At 65.5% G+C, this 25713-nt stretch carries 22 protein-coding genes; 11 read left to right on the top strand and 11 right to left on the bottom strand.

Annotation, left to right across the window (positions count from 1 at the left end):
* Positions 1-83: 83 nt before the first annotated feature.
* The 5 genes from rimP to truB all read left to right on the top strand — a co-directional run bounded on the left by rimP (position 84) and on the right by truB (position 6500).
* A complete protein-coding gene (gene rimP / locus AC3WRI_RS15040; RefSeq protein ID WP_010809481.1) occupies positions 84-572 on the top strand; it encodes a ribosome maturation factor RimP in 489 nt (162 codons plus the stop codon).
* Positions 569-2044: a transcription termination factor NusA gene (gene nusA / locus AC3WRI_RS15035; RefSeq protein ID WP_010809482.1), complete on the top strand. Its 1476-nt coding sequence runs from the start codon at positions 569-571 to the stop codon at positions 2042-2044. The genes rimP and nusA overlap by 4 nt, the downstream gene beginning before the upstream one ends.
* 91 nt (positions 2045-2135) lie before the next feature.
* On the top strand, positions 2136-5024 hold the full coding sequence (infB, locus tag AC3WRI_RS15030; RefSeq protein WP_010809483.1) for a translation initiation factor IF-2: 2889 nt from the start codon (positions 2136-2138) through the stop codon (positions 5022-5024).
* Positions 5025-5084: 60 nt separating this feature from the next.
* Positions 5085-5453, top strand: a complete 369-nt coding sequence (gene rbfA / locus AC3WRI_RS15025; protein WP_010809484.1) for a 30S ribosome-binding factor RbfA — start codon at positions 5085-5087, stop codon at positions 5451-5453.
* Between the two features lie 99 nt (positions 5454-5552).
* A complete protein-coding gene (gene truB / locus AC3WRI_RS15020; RefSeq protein ID WP_010809485.1) occupies positions 5553-6500 on the top strand; it encodes a tRNA pseudouridine(55) synthase TruB in 948 nt (315 codons plus the stop codon).
* 37 nt (positions 6501-6537) lie between these two features.
* Here truB and AC3WRI_RS15015 read toward each other — a convergent pair whose 3' ends face one another.
* From AC3WRI_RS15015 to AC3WRI_RS14975, 9 genes are all read right to left on the bottom strand, one after another.
* Entirely contained in the window at positions 6538-7530 is a 993-nt protein-coding gene (locus tag AC3WRI_RS15015) for a Bug family tripartite tricarboxylate transporter substrate binding protein (protein WP_011615602.1), read from the bottom strand.
* 84 nt (positions 7531-7614) lie between these two features.
* Positions 7615-8313: an AroM family protein gene (locus AC3WRI_RS15010; RefSeq protein ID WP_010809487.1), complete on the bottom strand. Its 699-nt coding sequence runs from the start codon at positions 8311-8313 to the stop codon at positions 7615-7617.
* On the bottom strand, positions 8310-9233 hold the full coding sequence (locus AC3WRI_RS15005) for a DUF1177 domain-containing protein (protein WP_011615601.1): 924 nt from the start codon (positions 9231-9233) through the stop codon (positions 8310-8312). The genes AC3WRI_RS15010 and AC3WRI_RS15005 overlap by 4 nt, the downstream gene beginning before the upstream one ends.
* Before the next feature lie 60 nt (positions 9234-9293).
* Positions 9294-9998, bottom strand: a complete 705-nt coding sequence (pepE, locus tag AC3WRI_RS15000; protein WP_010809489.1) for a dipeptidase PepE — start codon at positions 9996-9998, stop codon at positions 9294-9296.
* Positions 9999-10016: 18 nt separating this feature from the next.
* Complete coding sequence (locus AC3WRI_RS14995; protein ID WP_011615600.1) at positions 10017-10799, bottom strand: IclR family transcriptional regulator; 783 nt, start codon at positions 10797-10799, stop codon at positions 10017-10019.
* A gap of 201 nt (positions 10800-11000) precedes the next feature.
* Positions 11001-12614 carry a DHA2 family efflux MFS transporter permease subunit gene (locus AC3WRI_RS14990; protein ID WP_011615599.1) on the bottom strand — a complete coding sequence of 538 codons (1614 nt, stop codon included), beginning with the start codon at positions 12612-12614 and terminating at the stop codon, positions 11001-11003.
* Between the two features lie 2 nt (positions 12615-12616).
* A complete protein-coding gene (locus tag AC3WRI_RS14985) occupies positions 12617-13873 on the bottom strand; it encodes an HlyD family secretion protein (protein WP_011615598.1) in 1257 nt (418 codons plus the stop codon).
* 44 nt (positions 13874-13917) lie between these two features.
* The gene (locus tag AC3WRI_RS14980) at positions 13918-15462 is read right to left on the bottom strand and encodes an AdeC/AdeK/OprM family multidrug efflux complex outer membrane factor (RefSeq protein ID WP_011615597.1); all 1545 of its coding nucleotides are present in this window, start codon (positions 15460-15462) and stop codon (positions 13918-13920) included.
* Positions 15463-15565: 103 nt separating this feature from the next.
* Positions 15566-16054, bottom strand: coding sequence for a MarR family winged helix-turn-helix transcriptional regulator (locus AC3WRI_RS14975; RefSeq protein WP_010809494.1), 489 nt, complete (start codon positions 16052-16054; stop codon positions 15566-15568).
* A 188-nt stretch (positions 16055-16242) separates the two neighbouring features.
* Between AC3WRI_RS14975 and typA the strand changes: the two genes are divergently transcribed.
* Entirely contained in the window at positions 16243-18063 is a 1821-nt protein-coding gene (gene typA / locus AC3WRI_RS14970) for a translational GTPase TypA (protein WP_010809495.1), read from the top strand.
* A gap of 47 nt (positions 18064-18110) precedes the next feature.
* On the opposite strand, the gene AC3WRI_RS14965 is transcribed toward typA, so the two are convergent.
* Positions 18111-18974 (bottom strand): sterol desaturase family protein, encoded by an 864-nt coding sequence (locus AC3WRI_RS14965; RefSeq protein ID WP_011615596.1) that lies wholly within the window; start codon positions 18972-18974, stop codon positions 18111-18113.
* 237 nt (positions 18975-19211) lie between these two features.
* Here AC3WRI_RS14965 and AC3WRI_RS14960 point away from each other — a divergent pair, with 237 nt between their 5' ends.
* From AC3WRI_RS14960 to AC3WRI_RS14950, 3 genes are all read left to right on the top strand, one after another.
* Positions 19212-20777, top strand: a complete 1566-nt coding sequence (locus AC3WRI_RS14960; RefSeq protein ID WP_010809497.1) for a methyl-accepting chemotaxis protein — start codon at positions 19212-19214, stop codon at positions 20775-20777.
* Positions 20778-20887: 110 nt separating this feature from the next.
* Positions 20888-21976, top strand: a complete 1089-nt coding sequence (locus AC3WRI_RS14955; protein ID WP_011615595.1) for an enoyl-CoA hydratase/isomerase family protein — start codon at positions 20888-20890, stop codon at positions 21974-21976.
* A gap of 129 nt (positions 21977-22105) precedes the next feature.
* Positions 22106-22666: an NADPH-dependent FMN reductase gene (locus tag AC3WRI_RS14950; protein ID WP_010809499.1), complete on the top strand. Its 561-nt coding sequence runs from the start codon at positions 22106-22108 to the stop codon at positions 22664-22666.
* Positions 22667-22781: 115 nt separating this feature from the next.
* On the opposite strand, the gene AC3WRI_RS14945 is transcribed toward AC3WRI_RS14950, so the two are convergent.
* Entirely contained in the window at positions 22782-23117 is a 336-nt protein-coding gene (locus AC3WRI_RS14945) for a hypothetical protein (RefSeq protein ID WP_041687431.1), read from the bottom strand.
* 597 nt (positions 23118-23714) lie between these two features.
* On the opposite strand from AC3WRI_RS14945, the gene dusA reads away from it, so the two are divergent.
* Both dusA and AC3WRI_RS14935 read left to right on the top strand, forming a co-directional pair.
* Positions 23715-24752, top strand: a complete 1038-nt coding sequence (gene dusA / locus AC3WRI_RS14940) for a tRNA dihydrouridine(20/20a) synthase DusA (protein ID WP_011615594.1) — start codon at positions 23715-23717, stop codon at positions 24750-24752.
* Positions 24753-25222: 470 nt separating this feature from the next.
* Positions 25223-25441 (top strand): hypothetical protein, encoded by a 219-nt coding sequence (locus AC3WRI_RS14935; RefSeq protein ID WP_155737068.1) that lies wholly within the window; start codon positions 25223-25225, stop codon positions 25439-25441.
* Positions 25442-25713 lie beyond the last annotated feature (272 nt).

The raw sequence follows: 25713 nt of genomic DNA, 5'->3' as shown, positions 1-25713 counted from the left end.
AGGCAGGGCTGCAGCAGGGTCGTCCCGGACGGCACCGGCGGGTTTGCCTGCCACGGTGTTGATGGCCATTACTCGGGATAACAGTGCATCTGGCAGATTTGATCGAAACCACCCTAAGCGGCATGGGATATGAGCTGGTCGAGCTCGAGCGTGCCCCGGCCGGATTGCTGCGTGTCTATATCGATCAGCCTGAAACCGGCATTGCCATCGAGGATTGTGAAAAGGTGAGCCGCCAGCTCACCCACGTGTTCACGGTCGAGAACGTCGACTATGAACGCCTCGAGGTCTCGTCGCCCGGACTGGACCGGCCGCTGAAGAAGCTGGCCGACTACGTCCGCTTTGCCGGCGAGGAGGCGCGCGTGACGCTGCGCCTGCCCGTCAACGGACAGAAGAACTTCACAGGCATCCTGCGCGAGCCCACCGGCGCGGCGGGCGAGGAGAAGATTGGCCTGGAGTTCGAAGGCAAAGATGGCCCGGCGCTGCTGGAATTTGCCGTATCCGATGTCGACAAGGCACGCCTGGTGCCGGTGATCGACTTCAAAGGAAATCAAAGAAAAGGGAACAAGCAATGAGCCGCGAAGTTCTGTTGCTCGTCGATGCGCTTGCGCGTGAGAAGAACGTCGACAAGGATGTGGTATTCGGTGCCCTGGAGGCGGCGCTCGCCTCGGCCACCAAGAAGCGTTTCGAGGAAGACGTGGATATCCGTGTCGCGATCGATCGCGAGTCGGGCGAGCATGAAACCTTCCGCCGCTGGCTGGTCGTTCCCGACGAGCTGGGCCTGCAAGAGCCGGACAAGCAGATCCTGCTGTTCGAAGCCCGCGATGAAAACCCCAGCATCGAGCTGGGTGACTTTATCGAGCAGCAGATCGAGTCGGTCGAGTTCGGCCGCATCGGTGCGCAGGCTGCCAAGCAGGTGATCCTGCAGCGCATCCGCGACGCCGAGCGCGAGCAGATCCTGAACGACTACCTGGATCGCGGCGAGAAGATCATGACCGGCACGGTCAAGCGCGCCGACAAGAAGGGCCTGATCGTCGAGTCCGGCCGCGTGGAAGCGCTGCTGGCCCGCGACCAGATCATCCCCAAGGAAAACCTGCGCACCGGTGACCGCGTGCGTGCGTATATCCTGAATGTGGACCGCGCCGCGCGCGGCCCGCAGATTGAACTGTCGCGCACCGCGCCCGAGTTCCTGATCAAGCTCTTCGAGAACGAAGTGCCGGAAATGGAACAAGGCCTGCTGGAGATCAAGGCGGCTGCCCGTGATCCGGGCGTGCGCGCCAAGATCGCCGTGGTCGCGCATGACAAGCGCATCGACCCGATCGGCACCTGCGTCGGCGTGCGCGGTACCCGCGTCACCGCGGTGCGCAACGAGATCGGCGGCGAGGCCGTGGACATCGTGCTGTGGTCGGAAGACCCGGCGCAGTTCGTGATCGGCGCGCTGGCACCGGCACAGGTGCAGTCGATCGTGGTCGATGAAGAAAAGCACAGCATGGACGTCGTGGTCGACGAGGAAAACCTCGCCGTCTCGATCGGCCGCAGCGGTCAGAACGTGCGCCTGGCGACCGAGCTGACCGGCTGGCAGATCAACATCATGACGCAGGAAGAGTCGGCGCAGAAGCAGGCCGAAGAGAGCGATGTCGTGCGCAAGCTGTTCATGTCCAAGCTGGACGTGGATGAGGAAGTTGCCGACATCCTGATCGAGGAAGGCTTCTCCACGCTGGAAGAAGTGGCTTATGTCCCCATCAGTGAAATGATGGAGATCGAGGCCTTTGACGAAGACACCGTCAACGAGCTGCGCAATCGCGCGCGTGATGCGCTCCTGACGATGGAACTGGCCCGGGAAGAAAAGGTGGAAGAGGTGTCGCAGGACCTGCGCTCGCTCGACGGCCTCAACCCGGAACTGATCGGCAAGCTGGCCGAAGGCGATATCCATACGCGTGACGACCTGGCCGAACTGGCCGTGGACGAGCTGGTCGAGATGACCGGTGTCAGCGAGGAAGAAGCCAAGTCGCTGATCATGAAAGCACGGGAACATTGGTTCAACTGAGGGACACGGCCGGGCCGGCCTACACCTGGCCCGGGCGCGCTTTCCGCAACGATTTGTCCCGACGTAGAAACCAAGCATTGAAAGGGTTTGAATGGCAAGCACAACAGTTGCCCAACTGGCCGCAGAACTGAGTCGCAGCGCAGCTGCCCTGCTGGAACAATTGCAGGCGGCTGGGGTGGGCAAAGCGACGCCAGAAGACATCATCACGGAATCGGATAAGACCAGGCTGCTGGACTATCTGAAGCGTTCGCACGGCCAGGCCGACGACAGCTCCCGCAAGAAGATCACACTGACCAAGCGCGAAACCTCCGAGATCCGCCAGTCGGATGGCACTGGCAAGACCCGCACGGTCCAGGTGGAAGTGCGCAAGAAGCGCGTGCTGATCAAGCGCGACGAAGCTGCGCCCGATGCCCAGGCCGACGCGGTCGAAGCCCAGGCGCCTGTCGTCGATGCTGTCGAGGAAGCTCGCCGCGACGAGGAAGAACGCCAGCAGGCCGAACTGCTGGCGCGCCAGGAAGCTGAAGCCAAGGCCGCCCGCGAGGCAGCCGAGCGCGAGGAAGCCGAGCGCCGCGCCCGCCAGGAAGCGCTGGAGGCTGAACAGCGCCGCCAGGCCGAACTCGCCGCCCGCAAGGCGGAGGAAGAGGCTGCCGCGTCGCGCGCCGTGACCGAGGCCAACGAGGATTCCTCGCGCAAGAAGGCAGAGGACGAGAAGGCACGCGTCACCGCCGAACGCGCCGAGGCGCAGAAGGCTGCCGACGAAGCCAAGGCTGCCGCCGACAAGGCCCGCGCAGAGCAGGAAGTCGCTGCGCGCAAGCGCCGCGAGGCTGCCGAAGCCGAGGCCCGTGCGATCCAGCAGATGCTGAACGCGCCGCCGCGCGTGCTGAAGGCGCCGTCCGAGCGCAAGGCTGAAGAGAAGAAGGCCGAGCAGACCGGTACGCTGCACAAGCCGGTGAAGCCGGCCGGTGCGACCACGGAAGCGAAGAAGGACGAAAAGAAGCCGGCCACCACGACCACGACCACGGCAACCGCCGACAAGAAGGGCAAGGTCGTGAAGGCGGGCTGGCAGGACGACAGCAGCCGCAAGAAGGGCAGCGGCCTGAAGACCCGCGGCGATACTTCGGGTGGCGTGGGCGGCTGGCGCGGTGGCCCGCGTGGCCGCGGCGGCAGGCAGCAGCAGCACGACGACAGCCGCAGCAGCTTCCAGGCGCCGACCGAGCCGGTGGTGCGTGAAGTGCACGTGCCGGAAACCGTCTCGGTGGCCGACCTGGCGCACAAGATGGCCGTCAAGGCATCCGAGGTCATCAAGCAGATGATGAAGCTCGGCCAGATGGTGACCATCAACCAGGTGCTGGACCAGGAAACCGCCATGATCGTGGTGGAAGAAATGGGCCACAAGGCGTATGCCGCCAAGCTGGACGATCCGGAAGCGCTGCTGGTGGTGGGCGGTGAGGAACACACCGACGCCGAGCTGCTGCCGCGTCCGCCGGTGGTGACCGTGATGGGTCACGTCGACCACGGCAAGACCTCGCTGCTGGACTACATCCGCCGCACCAAGGTGGCCGCGGGCGAAGCCGGCGGGATTACGCAGCACATCGGTGCCTACCATGTGGAAACCGACCGCGGCGTGATCACGTTCCTGGATACCCCGGGTCACGAGGCCTTCACGGCCATGCGTGCCCGCGGTGCCAAGGCGACCGATATCGTGATCCTGGTGGTGGCCGCCGACGACGGCGTGATGCCGCAGACCAAGGAAGCCATTGCGCATGCCAAGGCTGCCGGTGTGCCGATCGTGGTGGCGATCAACAAGATCGACAAGCCCGATGCCAACCCGGACCGCGTCAAGCAGGAACTGGTGGCGGAGCAGGTGGTGCCGGAAGAATACGGCGGCGATTCGCCGTTCGTGCCGGTTTCCGCCAAGATGGGTACCGGTGTGGAAGACCTGCTCGAGCAAGTGCTGCTGCAAGCCGAAGTGCTGGAACTGACCGCTCCGGTGGATGCCCCGGCCAAGGGCCTGGTGGTGGAAGCCCAGCTGGACAAGGGCAAGGGCCCGATCGCGACCATCCTGGTCAGCAGCGGCACGCTCAAGCGTGGTGACGTGGTCCTGGCTGGCAGCGCCTACGGCCGCGTGCGTGCCATGCTGGACGAGAACGGCAAGCCGACCAAGGAAGCCGGCCCGTCGATCCCGGTGGAAATCCAGGGTCTGTCGGAAGTGCCTGCCGCCGGTGAAGAAGTGCTGGTGCTGCCGGACGAGCGCAAGGCACGTGAAATCGCGCTGTTCCGCCAGGGCAAGTTCCGCGACGTGAAGCTGGCCAAGCAACAGGCCGCCAAGCTGGAGAACATGCTCGAGCAGATGGCCGAAGGCGAAGTGCAGACGCTGCCGTTGATCGTCAAGGCCGACGTGCAGGGTTCGCAGGAAGCGCTGGTGCAGTCGCTGCAGAAGCTGTCGACCGCCGAAGTGCGCGTGCAGATCGTGCATGGCGGCGTGGGTGGCATCTCCGAATCCGACGTCAACCTGGCGACGGCTTCGAAGGCGGTCATCATCGGCTTCAACGTGCGTGCCGACGCCGGTGCGCGCAAGCTGGCCGAGCACAACGGCATCGATATCCGCTACTACAACATCATTTACGATGCGGTAGACGAGATCAAGGCGGCGATGTCGGGCATGCTGGCGCCGGAGAAGCGCGAGACCACCATCGGCCAGGTCGAGGTACGTCAGGTGTTCCGCGTGCCGAAGATCGGTGCGGTGGCCGGCTGTATGGTCACCGACGGCCTGGTCAAGCGCAACTCGCTGGTGCGCGTGCTGCGCAACAACGTGGTCATCCACGACGGCGAGCTGGATTCGCTCAAGCGTTTCAAGGACGATGTGAAGGAAGTGAAGCAAGGCTTCGAGTGCGGTCTGTCGATCAAGAACTTCAACGATGTTCAGGAAGGCGACCAGCTCGAGGTGTACGAAATCACAGAGGTGGCGCGTACGCTGTAAGGCGTCGCAAGCAACGGCAGGCTTCGGCCTGCCGTTGTCATCTCGACCAGACTGTATTGAATGGCCAAGAAAGGCAGTATCTCCTCCCGCAATCTCCGCATCTCCGACCAGATCCAGAAGGACCTGGCCGAGATGATCCAGCGCGAACTGCGCGACCCGCGCCTCGGCCTGGTCACGCTGCAGTCGGTCGCGCTGACGCCGGACTACGCGCACGCCAAGGTGTACTTCACCGTGCTGGGCGCCGAAGCCGCCGAGGCGGAAGCCATCCTGAACGAAAAGGCCGGCTACCTGCACTCGCTGCTGTACAAGCGCCTGCACATCCATACCGTGCCGACGCTGCGCTTCTTCCACGATACCTCGGTCGAACATGCGATCGAGATGTCCAAGCTGATCAACGAAGCGAACGCCACGCGTTCGAAAGACGACTGAAGCCGGCGCCCATGCCGCCCTGGCATGGGTTTCGCGGCCACTACGTTTACGTTGCCGCCATCCGCGCCGCATCGCCGTCCCGCCTCCCGCTTTCTCCCGATGACCGATTCCAACGCCAACCGTCCGCCGCGCCTGCCGCGCCGCGAGGTCCATGGTGTGTTGCTGCTCGACAAGCCGCTGGGCCTGTCGTCCAACGACGCGCTGGTGCGCGCCAAGCGCCTCTTGCGCGCGGCCAAGGCCGGCCATACCGGCACGCTGGATCCGCTTGCCACGGGGCTGCTGCCGCTGTGCTTCGGCGAAGCCACCAAGTTTTCGCAGGACCTGCTGGAAGCGGACAAGACCTATGACGCCGTAGTGCGGCTGGGCTCGCGCTCGAGCACGGGCGACGCCGAAGGCGAACTGCTCGACGTGCGCGAGGTCACCTGCGATTGCGCCGCAGTGGAGCAGGCGCTGGCAAGCTTCCTCGGCGAGATCGAACAGGTGCCGCCGATGCATTCGGCGCTGAAGAAGGACGGCCGCCCGCTGTATGAATACGCGCGCGCCGGCCAGACCGTGGAGCGCGCGGCGCGCCGCGTCACCATCCGTTCGATTGCGCTGCTGGAGTGCGCCTTGCCCGAAGCCCCGTCGTTCACGATGCGGGTGACGTGCAGCAAGGGCACCTATATCCGCACGCTGGCCGAGGACATCGGCGAAGCGCTGGGCTGCGGCGCGCACCTGACCGGACTGCGCCGGATCGCCGTGGGCGACCTGACGCTGGACGGCGCGGTGACCCTGGAGCAGATCGAGCAGCGCGACGACTCGCAGCGCCCGGCCATGCTGGCACCTGTGGACGCCTTGCTGCAGAAGTGTGCGCCGGTGCATCTGGACGAGGTCTCCGCAGCGCGCTTCCTGCAGGGCCAGCGCATCGCTCAGCGCGACCTGCCGGCCGACACCGGGCTGGCCGAGGATGCGCTGGCGCGCGTCTATGCCGGCGAACCAGCCCGGCTGCTGGGCGTGGCACGCATGCGCGAAGGCGCGTTGCGGCCGGAGCGGCTGGTCAAGCTGTAAATTGCGTGAGGGGCGTAAATGGCCGCCCCGTCAGCAATTACTCGAGCGTGATCTTGGCCGTCTTGATGACATCGGCCCACATCTTGCGGTCCTGGGCGAGGAACCCGGCGAAATGCTCCGGCGTATCGCCCACGGGCTCGGAGCCGAATTCAGCCATCTTCTTCCTGACTTCCGGGTTCGCCAAGGCCTTGACCAGCGCCTGGTTGTAGCGGACCACGATTGCCTTCGGCAGGTCCTTCGGCCCGAAGATGCCTTGCCAGGTCGGCATGTTGAAGTCCTTCAGTCCGCTCTCGGCAAGCGTCGGCACGTCCGGCAACAGGGGCGAGCGCTTGCTGCCGGTGACTGCCAGCGCCTTGACCTTGCCGGTCTTGGCCAGCGTCGCCGCGGTGGTGATGTTGTCGACCGTCATGGCGATATGCCCGCCCATCAGGTCGGTGATCACCGGGGTGGCACCCTTGTACGGCGCATGGACCATGTCGATGCCAAGACGGTGCAGCATGGTTTCGGCAATCAGGTGATTTGACGTGCCGACGCCGGCGGTGCCGTAGGTGACCTGCGGCGTCTTTTTGACGTAGGCGACGAAGTCGGCCATGGTCTTGACCGGCAGGGCCGGATTGACGATCACGACATTCGGCTGGGTGGCCAGCATGGCGATGGGCGTGAAATCATCCGCCTTGTATGGCGTGCCCTTGGGGTTGAGCACGTGGGTCACCGCCATCGCGCCGGCGGCGCCCATGCCGATGGTGTAGCCGTCGGCCGGGGCCTTGGCCAGCTTGTCGGCGGCGATATTGCCACCCGCACCCGGCACGTTCTCCACCACCACCGGAACCCCCAGGCTTTCCGACAGCGGCGCCTGCACCAGGCGCGCCAGCAGATCGGCCGAGCCGCCGGGCGCAAAGCCCACCAGCAGGCGCACCGGCTTGGCCGGCTTCCACTCCTGCGCCTGCGCGCCCGGGATCACCGCCGCGCCCAGGCTCATCCACATCATGCCGCGTGCCAGCGGCCCCATCCACTTCGCCACCTGTTTCATTGTTACTTCCACTCCAGCAGTGTCATGGGCAATCTGTCAGCGGGCTTGCCCTTACCCGAAAATGGATTCGCTTCGTGCCTGGATTCAGGCCGCGGCACCAGCCAGTACCTGTCCCAGCAGCCTTGCCACCATGCGGTTGGAGAGCAGCACCGGCGCGCCGGCATGGCGCGCCACCTCGGCCCGCATGGCTTCGGTGTAGCCCATGCAGTGCATCACCACCAGGTCGCAGCCGCGCAGCGTCTCGCCCGCCTGCGCGAAGCGATCGGTGCTGGCGTCGGTATAAGGCGAGGCATGGGTGACGCGCAGTTCGCAGGGCACCGGCTGGATCAGGTGGAAGCTGCTTACCTGGGCCTCCAGCGGCAATACGATGCCGAGCCGCTTGCAGCCCTGCGCCAGCGCCACGGTCAGATGGTCCACTACCTGCTGCGGTTCGATGACCAGGGTCCGCATCGGCGGCAGGGCGGTGCCGGTGCACAGCGGCACCAGGGCGTCGAAGCGGCCGTCGTCCAGCGAGGTCATCAGCCGGGCCAGCATGGCCTCGGCCACCGGCTTGCCCATCACCGCCTGCGTGCCGTCACGCAGCCGGCTGGCAAAGCGGTACTCGCCGGGCGCGGGCGCCAGCGCGGCAATATCTTGCGGGCCCAGCGCGTCCAGGATGCCGAACTCTTCCACAGTGGCCGGCAGGCCCAGGTCGGCAATCATCTGCGGGACCACGTCTGTCCTGGGCGCCTGCCCGATGGTGACGAAGGCCACGCGTGGCTGGCGTGCGGCAGGCGTGTTCATGCCTCGGTTCCCACGGTCTGCAGATGGGCCAGCGAGCCATAGCGGCGCTGCAGCTCGGCCCACTCGACCGCGTCGTAGAAGTCGCACTGGCCCTGGCCGAACTGCTTCGCCACCTCGATGCAGAAGCGCGTCGCCACGTCGATGTCGAAGGCGTTGGTGACGCCGGTTGCGCAGCCTGGCACAGTGGTCTGCGCGGTCAGCGCCACGCCCACCACCGGGGCAGGGGTCACGATGGCCGGCTGCATGATCGAGTTGACGTGCCACAGGCCGTTCTCATACGGCGTGATGTCCTGGGTGGTCAATGGCAACACCATCGGCAGTTCGCCGCTGACCCATCCCATCAGGTCCAGCATCCGCTCCGGCAGGCGCAGCAGCCAGCCTTCTTTGGCCACCGGCGTCAGCGCCACGCCGCGGCGGTTGACAAAGCGGTTGCCGCGCGTGGTGTCGACCGACAGGATCGCCGCCATGCGCGGGTGCACCTCATGCGACATCATCGTGCGCATCGCAAAGGGCGATTTCATCATCGGCACCGGATGATGCGGCCGTGTGGCGGCATGCGGGCAGATATGGGTGTGGATGCGCACCGGACCGGCCAGCACGTCGCCGGTGGCGGCCATGTCGGCCAGCTTCAACGCGCTGGCGACGGCCACGATGGCGCCGTCGGCATCGGACACCAGTCCCGTCACGGCCGGGCGTGCACCGACGCCGCCCAGCCGGCCCACCACGCCAAGTGCGGGCGCGTCCGGGTTCTGTCCGGGCACCGTGCAGGCGAGGAAATCGGTGTAGAGGCCGTTCTCTTCCACGCGCGTGACGGTGACATCGTCCAGGCCGCGCGAGCGCAGCAGTGAGGCGACGGCTGCGCCGTCGACATTCGCTGCCGACAGCAGCTCGATCGATTCAATAACCTGCTTGATAGACATCTTGCTTGACTTCCTGGGGCTGGGGTGGGGTTCTGTACGCAGGGACTCAGGCCGGCAAATTCAGCGCGGCAGCGACAGCGCGCCGGGCTGCACGTCGGCAATGTCCGCGCCCCTGAACCAGCGCGCGGGATGGGCGCCGCCCATTTCGAGGCGATCGTCCGAGACCCGCACCCAGTTGCCTTCGGGCAGCCCCAGCACTGGCATGTCGGGCTGCAGCACGGTGAATTCGGCCAGGCGCTGGTCGCGCGTTTCGCCGCGGAAGCCGGGCACGACCAGGTTGAAGTAGTGCGGGTTGATCTGGAAGGGGACCAGCGCCAGCGCGTCCAGGCCGCCCGGGTCGGCCACCGGCATGTCGTTGGTGGTGCTGATGGTCGGGCAGGCCAGGTTGGCGCCAGCGCTCCAGCCGATATAGCGCGCCGCACCGGATCGCACCCGCGCCGAGATCGCCGCCAGCAGGCCGCGCTCGCGCAGGCATTGCAGCAAGCGGAACGTGTTGCCGCCGCCAACGACGATCAGTTCAGCCGCCTCGATGGCGCGCACGGCTGCCGCCGGCTCGGCCTGCCGGTGCAGCGATTGCACCGCGATGCCGACCGGCGCGAAGGCGTCGCGGACCAACGTCTCGTAGGTGTCCCAGTCGCGCGTGACCCCGGCGAACGGGATGAAGCAGGCAGTCTTGCGGCCGGCGGCCAGGTCCCGGATTGCCGCCTGGGCGTGGACCAGGTAGCCGGCGTCGCTGCTGGAGTTGCTGAGTAACAGGAGTTCCATAAGTCGTTGCGGCGAAGTCTAGATAAGTGGGGTGGCGTCGAGCCACAGTGGGTCGCCGATGCGCTGTCCCACGGGTGCCACGGCCTGCACCAGCGTCGCGCGCAGCGCCTGGGCCTGGGCCTGGCTGACCTGCATCGCGGTGAAAGACAGGCACAGCCCACGCACGTCGCCTGAGAGCGGATCTGCCAGCGTGGCGGCCACGGCGCCGATGCCGGGCATGCCTTCATTCACGGCGATGGCGCTGCGCTCGGCGCGGGCCGTCGCCACACGCTCGCGCAGCTCGGCGACCGTGGCGGGACAGCCTGCGGGTGCATCCGGCAGCTTGCGGGTGCCGGCGGCGCCATAGCGCGAGTTGAATTCAGGCTCGGGCAGGCGCGACAGCAGTACCCGGCCCATCGCTGTGGTGAATGCCGGCCGGCGTGCGCCGGGCGGTGACAGCACCTGCACCGGGTTGCTTCCGTTCAGGCGTTGCAGCACGACGGTGTCGGTGCCGTCCAGCATCGACAGGTAGGCGGTGAAGCCGGTGGCATCGGACAGCGTGGCCAGGATCTCGCGGCATTGCTCGTCGAAAGGATGCGCCTGTGCAGCAGCCTGCGCGGCGCGGATCAGCAGCGCGCCAGGGCGGTAGCGCCGCGTGGACGGCTGCAGTTCCAGCAGGCGGTAGCGCACCATCTGGGCGAGCAGGCGCGAGGCCGAGCTCTTGGCAAGGCCAAGTTCGTCCAGGACATCGTTAAAAGTGATCTCGTGCCGGTGATGCCCGAACATGTCCAGGACGCTTTCCACGCCTTCAAGAATGCTCACTCCGCCGCTCCATGCTCCACGTCTTCTTACCTGTTTATGGTTCCATTTTTTGGAACCAAGGTTCCGTAAATTGGTTTGCAAATAATAGAGGCACGAAGACAGGAACACAAGGGGGACATTCCCGGCGCGGCAACGCCGCGGCGAAGCAAAAAAAAACGGCCCCGATCAGGGGCCAAGTTCTTGAAAACCGGAGAGGTGGGGTCAGTGCGCCGCCAACGCATCCGCTGACCCGCCGCCGCCCTTGGCCGGCCGCGTCAGCCAGACAAAGCCGATCAGCACGAAGAACAGCATCCCCGAGATCCAGAAGATATCGTTGGCGCCGAGCATGGCCGCCTGCTGGGTGATATTGCGCTCGATCACGCCGATCGCCTGGGCCTGGCTCATGCCCATCTGCATCAGGTGGTTGAGCTGGTCGTGGTAGGCCGGGTTGTACGGGGTGACCTGTTCCACCAGTTGCGCATGGTGCAGCGCCGTCCGGTTTTCCCAGAGCGTGGTCGAAATCGAAGCGCCGATGGCCCCGAACGTGATCCGGACGAAGTTGGACAGTCCTGACGCCGCCGGAATCCTTTCCGGCGGCTGGCCCGACAGGATGATCGAGGTCAACGGGATGAAGAACATCGCCATGGCTGCGCCCTGGATCAGGGTCGGGATCATCAGCGTGCGGGTGTCCACCTGGGTCGTGAAGCCGGCGCGCATCAGGCTGACGATGCCGAAGGTGATGAACGCGGCCGTGGCCACCCAGCGGGCATCCATTTTCGGCAGGTTCTTGCCAATCAGCGGCGACAGCAGGATCGCAAAGATCCCTACCGGCGCCATCACGATGCCCGCGTCCGTGGCCGTATAGCCGACAATCGTCTGCAGCCACAGCGGCAGGATCACCAGGTTGCCGAAGAACAGCCCGTATGCCACGGAGATGGCGACCACGCCGGCGCTGAAGTTGCGGCCCTTGAACAGGCTGATATCGACGACCGGGTGCTTCTCATGGCTTTCCCAGATCAGGAAGAACAGGAAACCGACAATCGCCACCAGCGTCAGCACCACGATCTCGGTCGAGTGGAACCAGTCCAGTTCCTTGCCCTTGTCGAGCATCAGCTGCATCGAGCCCACCCAGATCACCAGCAGCGCCAGGCCGATGCGGTCGATCGGCAGCACCCTGGTCGGGGTTTCGCGGTCCTTGTAGATGGCCCAGGTGACATAGGCCGTGACGATGCCCACCGGCACGTTGATGTAGAAGATCCACGGCCAGGTCATGTTGTCCGAGATCCAGCCGCCCAGCAGCGGGCCCATGATCGGCGCCACCAGCGTGGTCATGCCCCACAGTGCCAGTGCCATGGTGCTCTTCTGCGGCGGATAGCTCGACAGCAGCAGCGACTGCGACAGCGGGATCATCGGCCCGGCCACCGCGCCCTGCAGGACCCGTGCGGCCAGCAGCGTCTCGAGGTTGGGAGCGACGCCGCACAGCCACGATGCCAGCACGAACAGCAGGATCGAGGTGATGAACAGCCGCACCGCGCCGAAGCGCGTGGTCAGCCAGCCGGTCAGCGGCACCGAGATCGCATTGGCCACCGCAAACGAGGTGATGACCCATGTGCCCTGGTTGGGCGCCACGCCCAGGTCGCCTGAAATCGCCGGGATCGATACGTTGGCGATCGACGAGTCCAGCACGTTCATGAACGTGGCCAGTGACAGCGCGATGGTGCCGACCACCAGCTTGCCGCCGGTCAGCGGCTGCGGCTGCTGCGGTGCCAGCGGCCGGACGGGCCGCGCCGGCGCCTGGCTGCCGCCGGACTGCGCGGCGGAGGGGGAGATGGCCATGGTCAGGTGTTGGCGGGCTTGGCGTTGGCGGCGCTGGCCGAGGGCAGGCCGGTGCTGCGGCCGCCGTTGTTGGCGGCGATGATGCGCGCGATCAGCTGGTCGGCGTCCTGCGCAACCTTGTCGTAGACATCGGTCTGCATCGGCTTGGCCGGCGCGGCAGGGGCCATGGCGGCGCCTTCCTCGCGGCGCACGTCGACCTTGACGGTCATCGACAGGCCCACGCGCAGCGGGTGGTCCTTGAGCTGCTGCGGGTCAAGCGCGATGCGCACCGGCAGGCGCTGCACCACCTTGATCCAGTTGCCGGTGGCGTTCTGCGCCGGCAGCAGCGAGAAGGCCGAGCCGGTACCTGCCGAGAAGCCTGCGACCTTGCCCTGGTATTCCACCTTGGAGCCGTACACGTCGGCTTCCAGCGTCACCGGCTGGCCGATGCGCATATGCGTGATCTGCACTTCCTTGAAGTTGGCGTCGACCCAGACCTGGTCCAGCGGCACCACGGCCATCAGCGGCGCGCCGGCGGCCACGCGCTGGCCGACCTGCACCGAGCGCTTGGCAACGTAGCCGGTGACCGGCGCCGGCATGGCCGAGCGCGCGAACGACAGGTAGGCCGAGCGCAGGCTGGCGGCGGCGCGCTGCACGTTGGGGTGCTTCTCCACCGTGGTCTGGTCGGTCAGCACCTTGTTCGACGCCAGCTGCTCGCGCGCGGCCAGCAGCGCCGACTCCGCACCCTTGAGCGCGGACTGCGCATGCGAGATCTCTTCATTCGAGACCGCGCCCGAGCCGGCGATGGCCTGGCGGCGGCGCAGGTCGTCGCGGGCCTTGGCCACGTCGGCTTCGCGCAGCGCCACGTTGGCGGCGAGCGAGCCGTTGTTGACGTACAGCGTGCGCACTTCGCGCACGGCCTGTGCCAGCTGGGCCTCGGCCTGTTCCAGTGCCACTTGCGAATCGGCGCGATCAAGCTGGATCAGCGGCTGGCCGGCGGTGACCAGCTGCGTGTCGTCGGCGGAGATCGACACCACGGTGCCGCCCACCAGCGGCGTGACCTGGACCACGTTGCCGGCGACATAGGCGTCGTCGGTGTTTTCAAAGTGGCGGGCGTACATGCCCCAGTAAACGCCATAGCCGATGCCGGCGACCACGATTGCCGCGGTCAGCGACAGCAGCATGCGCTTGCGCTTGCCGTTGTTGTTGGTGGTGGCCGGCGCTTGCTGGGCAGGGTGCTGGGGGGCGTTGGTGCCGGCCGCTTGCTGGTTGTTGCTCATGATGTCTTCTGAATAATCTTGTCTTCGATCACTGGGTGCGCGGATCAGCCGCGGGCGCCCGCCTGGGTGTTGTGCTGTTGCTGCGCCGGTCCGTGGCCCGCGCTCTCGTGGCCTTCCGCAGGCTCCTCGTAGCCGCCGCCGAGCGCCTTCATCAGGCCCATCTGCAGGTCCAGCCGGCGCGCCTGCAGGTCGGTCGCCAGGCGGCGCTGCTGCAGCACATTGCTCTCGGCGTTCAGCACGGTCAGCTGCGTGCCCAGGCCGGCCTTGTAGCGGGTGGTGGCCAGCGCATAGGCGTGCTCGGCCAGGTCCAGCGCTTCGCGCTGGGTCTGGATCTGCTTGTCGACGCTGCGGATGCTGGTCATGGTGTCGGCGGTCTCGCGCAGCGCATCGACCAGGGCCTGGTTGTAGTTGGCCACGGCGATGTCGTAGCCGGCGTACTTGCCCTTCAGGTTGGCGCGCAGCTTGCCGCCTTCGAAGATCGGCAGGCGGATGGTCGGGCCGATGCCGAAGGTGCGGCTGACGCCCATCAGCAGGTTGGACGGATCCAGCGCGGCCAGGCCGGCAAAGGCGGTCAGGCTGACGTCAGGCAGGAACTCTTTCTTGGCGACACTGATGTCCTTGGACGCCGCCTCCACGCGCCAGCGTGCCGCCACCAGGTCCGGCCGGCGGCCCAGCAGGCCGATGGTCAGGTTGTCGGGCAGCGTCGGCGTGGCCTGCGCCAGCAGCACCGGGCGCTGGATCTGCAGGCCGCGGTCCGGGCCCTTGCCCAGCAGCGCTGCAAGCTGGTTGCGCGCCAGGGCGATTTCCTCGTCGACGCGCTGCAGGTCGGTGCGCGAAGCAGCCACCGTGCCGCGCGCCTGCGTGGTCTCGACCTGGGTGTCGAGGCCGGCGGCCAGGCGCTGGCGCGACAGCTCGGTCAGGTCGCTGCGCTGGGCGATGGCGCGCTCTGCCACGTCGTGCTGGGCATACAGCGCAGCCAGGCGGGCGTAGTTGCGGGCGATCGAGGTGGCCAGGATCAGGCGCGAGGCCTGGCTTTCCGCCTCGGCGGCGCGGTCGTCGGAGAGCGCGGCTTCGAGCGCGTCGCGGTTCTTGCCCCAGAAATCGAAGTCATAGGACAGGCCCACCTGCAGGCGCGACTGGTTCTGCCACGATCCCGCCAGCGGGGTGCCTTCGAACAGGTCTTTCTCGGAGAAGCGCTGGCGGATCAGGCTGCCTTCGAACTCAAGGTGCGGATAGAGCGCGCTGCGGGTGGCATCGGCCATGGCGCGCGAGGCTTCCACGCGGGCGAACGCGGCCTGCAGGCTCGGGTTGTCCTTGACCGCCTCATCGACCAGGGCGCTCAGCTGGGGGTCCTTGAACTGCGCGACCCAATCCTGCGAGGGCCACTGGCCATGCTCGTCGGGCAAGGTCTGCGAGGTGGCCATCGTGGCCGGGTCGGCCACGGTCTGCGTGCTGTGCGAATTGCCAAGGGCCGCGCAGCCGGCCAGCACCGCCACGGCCACGGCGGTCAGCGCCAGTGTGCCGGCGCGGCGCACGAGCGCGCTTGTGCGGGCTGGCTGGGAGGCTTGGGGAGTGAGAGCTGGTTTCATGATGACGCTCCGTTGCCGGAGCCATGCTGTTTTTTTCTACGGGCTGTTGCGGGGTCCGGTTGACCGGACGTTCTGGCTTGCCGGAAGCCGGCAGGCACGCCCGCTACCCGCTGTTGTTTTCGATGATCCGTCGCAGCATGCTGCGCAGCAGTTGGATCTCATCCTCGGAAAAACCGCGGAAGTGGTGGGCAAGCACCTTGCAGAAGATGGCGGGCAGCCGTTCCACCAGTTCCTGGCCCTGTGGCGTGACCGACAGGTCGACCACGCGGCGGTCGGCGTCGCGGCGCCGGCGTTCGATCAGCCCGCGCTTTTCCATGCGGCTGAGCAGGCGCGTGACCGAGCCCATGTCGGTATTCAGTTCGCGGCCCAGGTCGGTGACGGTCGAGGCGCGGCCGGTCGCCAGCATCATCAGGCAGCTGGCTTGTGCCTGCGTGATGTCCAGGCTGCTGACTTCCTGCTCGACCCCGTGCGCCAGCATGTTCCTGGCGCGCTGCATCAGGTAGCCGACGCTGTCGCACATCTGGTACTGGGCGGGATCGAACAGGCCGGCCGTGGATTCGGCTGGTTGATCGGAGGAAGGGAGCCGTGACATCTTTGCCTTTGCAATCTTTGCTGAGGCAAATATATGTTCACGTTTAACGATAAGCAAGAACGGAAATTGGTTATTCCACTTTTCGCAATGATATTCATTCGGTAAGTGGCGGTTCCGATCAACGCGTCTTGCGCTGCAACATGCTAGAATGTTGGGTTACCTCAGATTCTCCAAAGCGAGACGCAGCAATGACCCGCGCCATCCGAAATATCGCCATCATCGCCCACGTCGATCATGGCAAGACCACCCTGGTCGACCAGCTCCTGCGCCAGGCAGGCACCTTCCGCGACAACCAGCAAGTCGCCGAGCGGGTGATGGACTCGAACGACCTGGAAAAGGAACGCGGGATCACGATTCTCGCGAAGAACTGTGCCGTCGAGTACAACGGCACCCATATCAATATCGTCGACACCCCGGGCCACGCCGACTTCGGCGGTGAAGTGGAGCGCGTGCTGTCGATGGTCGACGGCGTGCTGCTGCTGGTCGATGCGGTCGAGGGCCCGATGCCCCAGACCCGCTTCGTCACGCGCAAGGCGCTGGCGCTGGGCCTGAAGCCGATCGTGGTGGTCAACAAGATCGACCGCCCGGGCGCGCGCCCGGACTGGGTCATCAACCAGACCTTCGACCTGTTCGACAAGCTGGGCGCCACCGACGAGCAGCTCGACTTCCCGGTGATCTACGCCTCGGGCCTGAACGGCTTTGCCGGCCTGACCGAAGACGTGCGCGACGGCGACATGAAGCCGCTGTTCGAGACCGTGCTGGACAAGGTGCCGGTGCGTGACGACGATCGGGACGGCCCCCTGCAGCTGCAGATCATCTCGCTGGACTACTCCAGCTACGTCGGCAAGATCGGCGTGGGCCGCATTTCGCGTGGCCGCGCCCGTCCGCTGCAGGACGTGGTGGTCAAGTTCGGCCCGGAAGGCAACCCGATCAAGGGCCGCATCAACCAGGTGCTGAAGTTCCAGGGCCTGGAGCGCGAGATCGTGTCCGAGGCCGAAGCCGGCGACATCGTGCTGATCAACGGCATCGAAGAACTGGGTATCGGCTGCACCGTGTGCGCGCCGGAGGCCCAGGACGCGCTGCCGATGCTGAAGGTGGACGAGCCGACGCTGACCATGAACTTCTGCGTCAACACCTCGCCGCTGGCCGGCCGTGAAGGCAAATTCGTGACCAGCCGCCAGCTGCGCGAGCGCCTGGACCGCGAACTGAAGTCCAACGTGGCGCTGCGCGTGGCCGATACCGGCGACGACACCATCTTTGAAGTGTCTGGCCGCGGTGAACTGCACCTGACCATCCTGCTGGAAAACATGCGCCGCGAAGGCTACGAGCTGGCCGTGTCGCGTCCGCGCGTGGTGTTCAAGGAAATCGACGGCGTCAAGTGCGAGCCGTACGAACTGCTGACCGTGGACGTCGAAGACAGCCACCAGGGCGGCGTGATGGAAGAGCTGGGCCGCCGCAAGGGCGAACTGCTCGACATGGCGTCGGACGGCAAGGGCCGTACCCGCCTGGAATACCGCATCCCGGCCCGTGGCCTGATCGGTTTCCAGGGCGAGTTCATGACGCTGACGCGCGGCACCGGCCTGATCAGCCATATCTTCGACGACTACGCGCCGGTGCGCGAGGGCGGCCTGGGCGAGCGCCACAACGGCGTGCTGATCTCGCAGGACGACGGCGACGCCGTGGCTTACGCGCTGTGGAAGCTGCAGGACCGTGGCCGCATGTTCGTCAAGCCGGGCGATGCGCTGTACGAAGGCATGATCATCGGCATCCACAGCCGCGACAACGACCTGGTGGTCAACCCGATCAAGGGCAAGCAGCTGACCAACGTTCGTGCTTCGGGTACAGACGAAGCCGTGCGCCTGGTGCCGCCGATCCAGATGTCGCTCGAATATGCGGTGGAATTCATCGCCGACGACGAACTGGTCGAGCTCACGCCCAAGAGCATCCGCCTGCGCAAGCGCCACCTGAAGGAGCACGAGCGCAAGCGTGCTTCCCGCGAAGGCGCATAAGCGCTGACGCCGGCAATAAAAAAACCGCGCCCCGAAGGCGCGGTTTTTTATTGCGTGCCGGGCAGCGGCTCCAGTGCCGGTGCGCGCGGGCTGCGCCACTCGGGCGGCTTCCACAGGTAGCGCAGGTCGCGATCGCGCCAGGCATCGGCGAACATGTCACGCCATTCGTGGAAGGTCAGCGTCAGCGGGTTATGGGTGCGCACCTGGCGGGTGATGCCGTACACCGGGGCCTCATGCTCGGGGACGAAGGTGCCGAACAGGCGGTCCCAGATCGTCAGCACACCGGCGTAGTTGCGGTCGATGTACTGCGGGTTCTTCGCATGGTGGACGCGATGGACCGATGGCGTATTCAGTAGCGACTCGATCAGCTGCCAGCGTTGCCCCAGCCGCGTATGCACGAAGAACTGGAAGGCCAGGTTCACGCCGACCGCCAGGATCACCCAGTCCGGCGTGAAGCCGATCCATGCCAGCGGAATCCAGAACAGCCACATGCCTGAGAGCGGATACGTCAGGCTCTGCCGGAACGCCGTCGAGAAATTCATGCCTTCCGACGAATGGTGCGTCACGTGCGAAGCCCACAGCCAGCGCACGCGGTGGCTGGCGCGGTGGAACCAGTAATAGAGAAAGTCCTGCAGCAGCAATAGCAGCGCGAATGACCACAGGGTCTCGGGCATGGCGCGCAGGCCGTGCTGGTAGCACCAGGTATAGACCGTGCGGATCATCAGCCAGAGGAAGAACGCATCCGAGGCCTGGTGCATCAGCGCCAGCGCTGCGTTGGATACGGTGTCGCGCAGGCTGTAGACGGTCGGGTCGCGGCGGGCCCAGTACCATGCCTCGGCGCCGATGGTCAGCAGGAACACTGGCGCAAAGGCCAGCAGCACCAGTCCGGGATCGAGCGATTCAGTGTTCATGCCGCCAGTTTGCATATTCCGCATGGAATTGCCACGAGGGACTCCTCCAAACGGCGCTGCGCGGGGTCTCGCGGCGCATCCGCCACATGGTGGATTGCTGTACTGCCACGCAATTCTGTCACGCGTGTGAAGGTGGTGAATACCGGTAAAGGACGCAGCCAGCGTGCCGTAGTTGAACAGGGCGGCGGCGCGGCTCGCGCTCCCGATTTCCCCGATTCCTCTTCCCCCGGAGCCTTCATGTTCAAGAACACTACCATCGGAGCCAGATTGTGGTTCCTCACCATCGTCACAAACTTGTTGTTGTTGATTGTCGGCGCAGTGGGTTGGCTCGGCATGTCGCGCAGCAACGAGGCGACGCACCAGATCTATGGGCAGCAGCTGTCGGCCGCGGTCAACCTGGCCGAAGCGCGTTCGAACCAGCTGCTGGTGCGCGTACTGCTGGACCAGGCGACCTTCGCCACGGACCCCGCCGATGCCAAGGCGCGCGCCGCGACCGCGGAAGGCTTTGCGCGCGATTCAGAGAAGGCCTGGCAGGCCTATCTCGCCTTGCCGCGCTCGGCTGACGAAGCCAGGGCGGTGGAGGATGTCACCGCCAGGCGCGATGCGCTCTTCAAGCAGGGTGTCGCGCCGATGATCACTGCGCTGCATGCCGGCGACCGCGATGGCGTGATGAAGGCCGTGCTCGAAACCATCCCGCAGCTCGACATCGCCTTCACCGCCGTCAATGCCGAACTGAACAAGCTGCAGGTGGCCAGCGCCAAGCAGGTCTACGAGGCATCGCAGCAACGCTATCGCAACCTGTTCGCGCTGTCGGCATGCGTGCTGGCAGTGGGCCTGGCATTCAGCACCGTGGTGGCATGGCGCCTGCGCCGTTCGATCGTGCAGCCGCTGGATACTGCGATCGGGCGTTTCGAGAAGATCGCGGGTGGCGACCTGAGCGTCGCCGCTTCCGGCGGCGAGGTGCTGGCCGATGAGTCGGCGCGCAACGAGACCGCGCGCATGCTCGGCATGCTGGGACGGATGCAGGCCAGCCTGGTGGCCATGGTGGGCGACGTGCGTGGCGGCGCGGACTCGATTGCCTCGGCCAGCAAGCAGATCGCCAGCGGCAACGCCGACCTGTCGCAGCGTACCGAGCAGCAGGCGGCCTCGCTGGAAGAGACCGCCTCCAGCATGGAGGAACTGACCAGTACCGTGCGCCAGAATGCCGACAGCGCGCGCGAGGCCCGCGGGCTGGCAACGGATGCCGCGAGCCTGGCCGAGCGCGGCAGCGAGGCCGTGCTGCGCGTGGTCAACGTCATGCAATCGATCGATGCCAGCTCGGGCAAGATCGTCGACATCATCGACGTGATCGAGAAGGTTGCGTTCCAGACCAATATCCTGGCGCTGAACGCGGCCGTGGAAGCCGCGCGTGCCGGCGAGCACGGCCGGGGATTTGCCGTGGTGGCTGGCGATGTGCGCGACCTGGCGCAGCGCTGCGCCGGCGCATCGAAGGAAATCCGCGCGCTGATCGGCGCCTCGGTGGCCAATGTGCGTGAGGGCTCGGGGCTGGTCGATGACGCCGGTCGGGCGATGCAGGACATCGTCGACGCGGTGCAGCGTGTCAGGGCCATCATCGGCGATATCAGCGCGGCCTCGGACGAGCAGTCCAACGGCATCGAGCAGGTCAACGTGGCGGTGTCGCAGATGGACAGCATGACGCAGCAGAATGCGGCGCTGGTGGAGCAGGCGGCCGCCGCGGCGGCATCGCTCGAAGACCAGGCGCAGCGCCTGACCTCGCTGGTGGCGACGTTCCGGCTGGCGTGACGGTGCCGGGCGCATGCGCAGTGACTGCACATGCGCAGCAAGCTGCCCACAGGGGTGCGCTTGCCGATGCGACTGGCGTAAAATCGCGAGTTGCATTGGAGGAGTACGACATGACTGAATTCGTCACGACCGAGGTCCGCGGTGGCATCGGATACCTGACGCTGAACCGCCCGCAGGCGCTCAACGCCCTGTCGCTCGACATGATCCGCGCCATCACCCAGGCGCTGCAGACCTGGGCCGCCGCACCCGAGGTGGCGGCCGTGGTGGTTGCCGGTGCCGGCGGCAAGGCCTTCTGCGCCGGGGGCGATATCCGCTATTTTCACAAGGCTGCGCACGAAGGCGATCCGCTGCTCGACCAGTTCTTTGTCGAAGAATACGCGCTGAACTTCCTGATCCACCGCTATGCCAAGCCCTATATCGCACTGATGGACGGCGTGGTGATGGGTGGCGGCATGGGCATCTCGCAAGGGGCGCGGCTGCGCCTGGTCACCGATCGCACCAAGATGGCGATGCCGGAAACCAATATCGGCCTGTTCCCGGATGTGGGCGGCGGCTGGTTCCTCGCGCGCACGCCGGGCCGCATCGGCGAGTACCTGGGGCTGACCGGCACCGTGATCCATGCCGCCGACGCACTCTACGCCGGGCTGGCCGACGCCTATCTGCCGCGCAACCGGCTGGCCGAGCTGGTCGATTCGCTGCGCACGCAGCAGTTTGCCAGCGGCGACGCCGTGCTGGCGCACATCGAAGGCTTTACCGCTGCGCACCGCGATGACTGCGTGCCGGCGCAAAGCACGCTGGCCGGGTTGTCGGCGCAGATCGACAGCCTGTTCGCGGGCAACACCATGCCGGACATCCTCGCCGCCGTCAGCGACGCCCCGGGCGACTGGGCCGCGCAGACCGCCGCCATGCTGCGCAGCCGCTCGCCACTGATGCTGTGCGTGACGCTGGAGCAGATCCGCCGTGCGCGCAGCATGTCGCTCGAAGACGAGCTGCGCATGGAACTGGACATGATGCATTACGTGTTCCGCAACGGCGACGGTGTCGAGGGCATCCGCGCACTGGCTGTCGACAAGGACCACAAGCCGCGCTGGCAGCATGCGCGGCTTGATGATGTCAGCCGCGAGAAGGTGCTGTCGTTCTTCGACAGCCCGTGGCGCGCCGAGGAACATCCGCTGGCGTCGCTCGGCAAGACTGCCTGACATCCGCTGCGCAGGACGTGGCGGCGCCGACTCGGGTAGAGTGACGGCTGGACCGGCGCACGCGGCCAGGCCAACCCTGGCCGCGTGCGCCGTCCGCGTCATTCCGTCCACACAGTCAAAGGAGCCGCAATGAGTAATCCTCGTGATGTCGTTGTACTGGTGGGAAGCCTGCGCAAGGAGTCATACAACCGCAAACTGGCCAAGGCGCTGATCGCGCTGGCGCCGCAGCAACTCAAGCTGGAGATTGTCGAGATCGGCGAGCTGCAGCTGTACAACCAGGACCTGGACGACAAACCTACCCAGGCCTGGACCACGTTCCGCGACCGCGTCCGCCGCGCCGACGCCGTGTTGTTCGTGACCCCGGAATACAACCGCTCCGTGCCCGCGCCGCTGAAGAACGCCATCGACGTGGGCTCGCGGCCCTACGGCAGCAGCGTCTGGGACGGCAAGCCTGGCGCCGTCATCAGCGCTTCGCCCGGCGCCATCGGTGGCTTCGGTGCCAACCAGCACCTGCGCCAGTCGATGGTGTTCCTCAATGTCCCGATGCTGCAGCAGCCTGAGGCGTATATCAGCGGCGTCGACAAGCTGTTTGATGAGCAGGGCGGGATCGCCAATGAATCGACCAAGGGCTTTCTCGGCAAATTTCTGACGACGTTTGCAGGCTGGATCGAGCGGACTGCGCCGCGGTGATACTGCGGGGGCCGGGCGCTGTGAACCTCGACGCGGTAGCCTGTAACCGCGGTTTGGGGGGACGTGTCAGGTTACGAAGGCGTGCGCATCCGCCCCGGCTCCTGTCAGCGAACGTTCAGAGGTCGAGTCGAGAACCATCGAGTGCCATCCATGCCCAGAGGAGAAGCACCGGCATCCCGGCCAGCCAGCGCAGCCAAATGCTGCGGTTCATTGCCAGCAACGCCCAAATTGCAAGTGAGTAACCAAGCAGGAGTGCGAAGCACGACAGCAGGTAGTTCGCCTGTGATTGATATGCCCACATCGCCGCAGATGGTCCTTGGCCGCCGAACGGATAGTTTTCAGGGCCTGTCCAGGCTCCCCGTATCTCTACAAGCATCAGCATGGCGACGAGACCGAGGATGCCGGAACCGACAGCCTTAATAGCGAACTTCCAGTTCCATGTCTTTCGCATAGTACAAAAACTCCTTGGCAAAGGAGTTCATTGAACTGGTGAAGTCGATGCAACCTGCAGAGCCAGGGTAGCTTCCGCCGTGGATCGTGAAATTGCTTCGGCCAAACACGTTTGTCCCCGGCGTGGCTGCAACCCAATGCGCCGGGTTCCCCAGGCTGTCGTACAGCCCGGCCATCGCCCGGCCTTGATGTTGATGAGCCTGAGAATGCAGGCAGCATCTGTTGAAGATGCTTGTAATTTCCCAGTGTTGAAAATCATCCTGCCGCGCGGTGGTGCGGGGCCCCTGTCAGGGGCGGGCGCGCACGTTCCCATTTGCACGCAGAGGGCTTCGGGAATCAATCAGCGCAGTCCGAATGTGCATGTTATCTGTGCTGCACGTCTTCTATAGCCCAGTTAAGCCGTGCACGTGGAGTGATGCCAAGGAGCCGTTTCAGCATCGCGAGTGCACCTGTGTTGCTTCGATCGATCTCGATCTGCCCTCGATGGTAAACTCAAGCGCTTCCGCTCATCAGCGAACTTGCCGTTTCCCGACAGGCTGACGAGGCAGTTTTTGAGTTTTTCTAAGTAGGAATATCGGTCCAGGCGGATCGTTGTGAAATGACTGATTATCAAGGGAAGATCGCTGCTGCAAGCCCGCGCCGGGTATCCGTGGCCCCGATGATGGACTGGACCGACCGCCATTGCCGCATGTTCCACCGCCAGCTCAGCCGCCACACCTGGCTGTACACCGAGATGGTGACCACCGGCGCGCTGCTGCATGGCGACGTCCCGCGCCACCTGGACTTCGATGCGGCCGAACACCCGGTCGCGCTGCAGTTGGGCGGCAGCGAGCCGGCAGATCTTGCCATGGCGGCCAAGCTGGGGCAGCAGTGGGGCTATGCGGAAGTCAACCTGAACTGCGGCTGCCCGTCCGAGCGCGTGCAGCGCGGGGCCTTCGGCGCGTGCCTGATGGCCGAGCCGCAACTGGTGGCCGACTGCGTCAAGGCGATGCGCGATGCGGTGGATATCCCGGTCACCGTCAAGCATCGCATCGGCATCGACAAGATCGAGCACTACGATTTTGTTCGTGATTTCGTCGGCCGGGTGGCCGAGGCGGGTTGCGGCACGTTTATCGTCCACGCGCGCAATGCGATCCTGAAGGGCCTGAGCCCGAAAGAAAACCGTGAGATTCCGCCGCTGCGCTATGAGGTGGCGTACCAGCTGAAGCAGGAGTTTCCTGAGCTGGAGATCCTGATCAACGGTGGCATCGTCAGCTATGACGAGGTGGCGGCCCACCTCGAGCACGTCGATGGCGTGATGATCGGTCGCGAGGCATACCATCAGCCCTATGTATTGGCCGAAATGGATGCGCGCTTCTATGGCGATGCGAGTGCGCCGGCGCCGTCGCGGCTCGATGTCGAGCTGGCGATGCAGCGCTATATCGGCGACCTGGTGGAGCGGGGTGGCTATATGGGCGCGGTCACGCGCCACATGCTTGGCCTGCATCGTGGCATCGCGGGCGGACGTGGCTGGCGCCGCGTGCTGTCGGATGCCAAGCGCATGAATGCGGCACGCACGCGAGCCGATGTGGATGCACTGTTCGAAGAGGCGCGCGCGCACTTGCGGCCGCAGGCACAAGAGCCTCTGGCCGCGTAAGCGAGCGTGGGCTGCGCGTTCTGCCGAGGCCGCGCTCTAACTCCGAATCGTGAAAATGTGCATGGCTGCGCGGGGGTACCGCGCGCCGCACTTGCAATGCCTGATCGCCCGGAAACCGGCGCCAGGAAAGGGATTCCCCTAATTCGCTGAGGCAGGGCACTTTCATACACTGTGCCTGCCCTCGAATACAGGGCTTTCTTCAACTGATTATTAGCCCGCTTCGGCGGGCTTTTTTTTCGTCGCCGTACTCTTGTTGCTACGCCAGGCTTGTTGCTCTTCGTTTACCCGAATGGTGCATTCCCAGGATGACAGTTACAGTGCAACCGCCTTCAGGGCATTTGAGATCGCTAAATTTAAGAGTCCGCGCTGCGGACTCTTTTTTTGCGCGCTCGCTTTGCTTGCGCCGACGAGGGGATTAGACGGTTGTCCCCGTAAAGAGTTCCATCGGTCACGCCAGCAGGCTAGCGCGTATGGCTGATGCCTACGTCCAGCGTGCCGTACGTCGTGATGCTCGATTCCCTGCCGTCGACCCCGCCGCCAGCGCATCCGCCGAGCAAGGTGGCCGCCAATGCCGTCAGCGCAAGAATCCGCGCTGGCCATCTACACTTGATTTGCATTCCCGTTTCCTGCCGTTCGTAGACGTGTCGATTTTTGTCGATGACGTCGATTGGGCTCTCAGATGCTCGTGAGGTTCCTTCGCCAGGTGCTGGCGCCACGACAATGAGAAGGCAGGGTGGCCAAAAAGAGGCAGGCGGCCCGATGGGGCGGGCCGCCTGACGGGAAGGTCGAGGGGGGTCAATGTCCCTCAGGCACAAGTATCGCTTCGCGCATTTGCGGCATGAACCCTGCAGAGGTAGGGGCTGTGCACAGCATATTTCCGCGAGCGAATCAGCGGCAGGCGCGAAGGTGCCAGCGCCGGGCGGGCGCCCTGGTCGGCGGCCGTGATACGATCCCTCGCATA

Source organism: Cupriavidus sp. FW305-27 (genome assembly GCF_058787995.1).
Note: the sequence above shows the minus strand (reverse complement) of the source record. Positions and strands in the feature narration are given on the sequence as shown.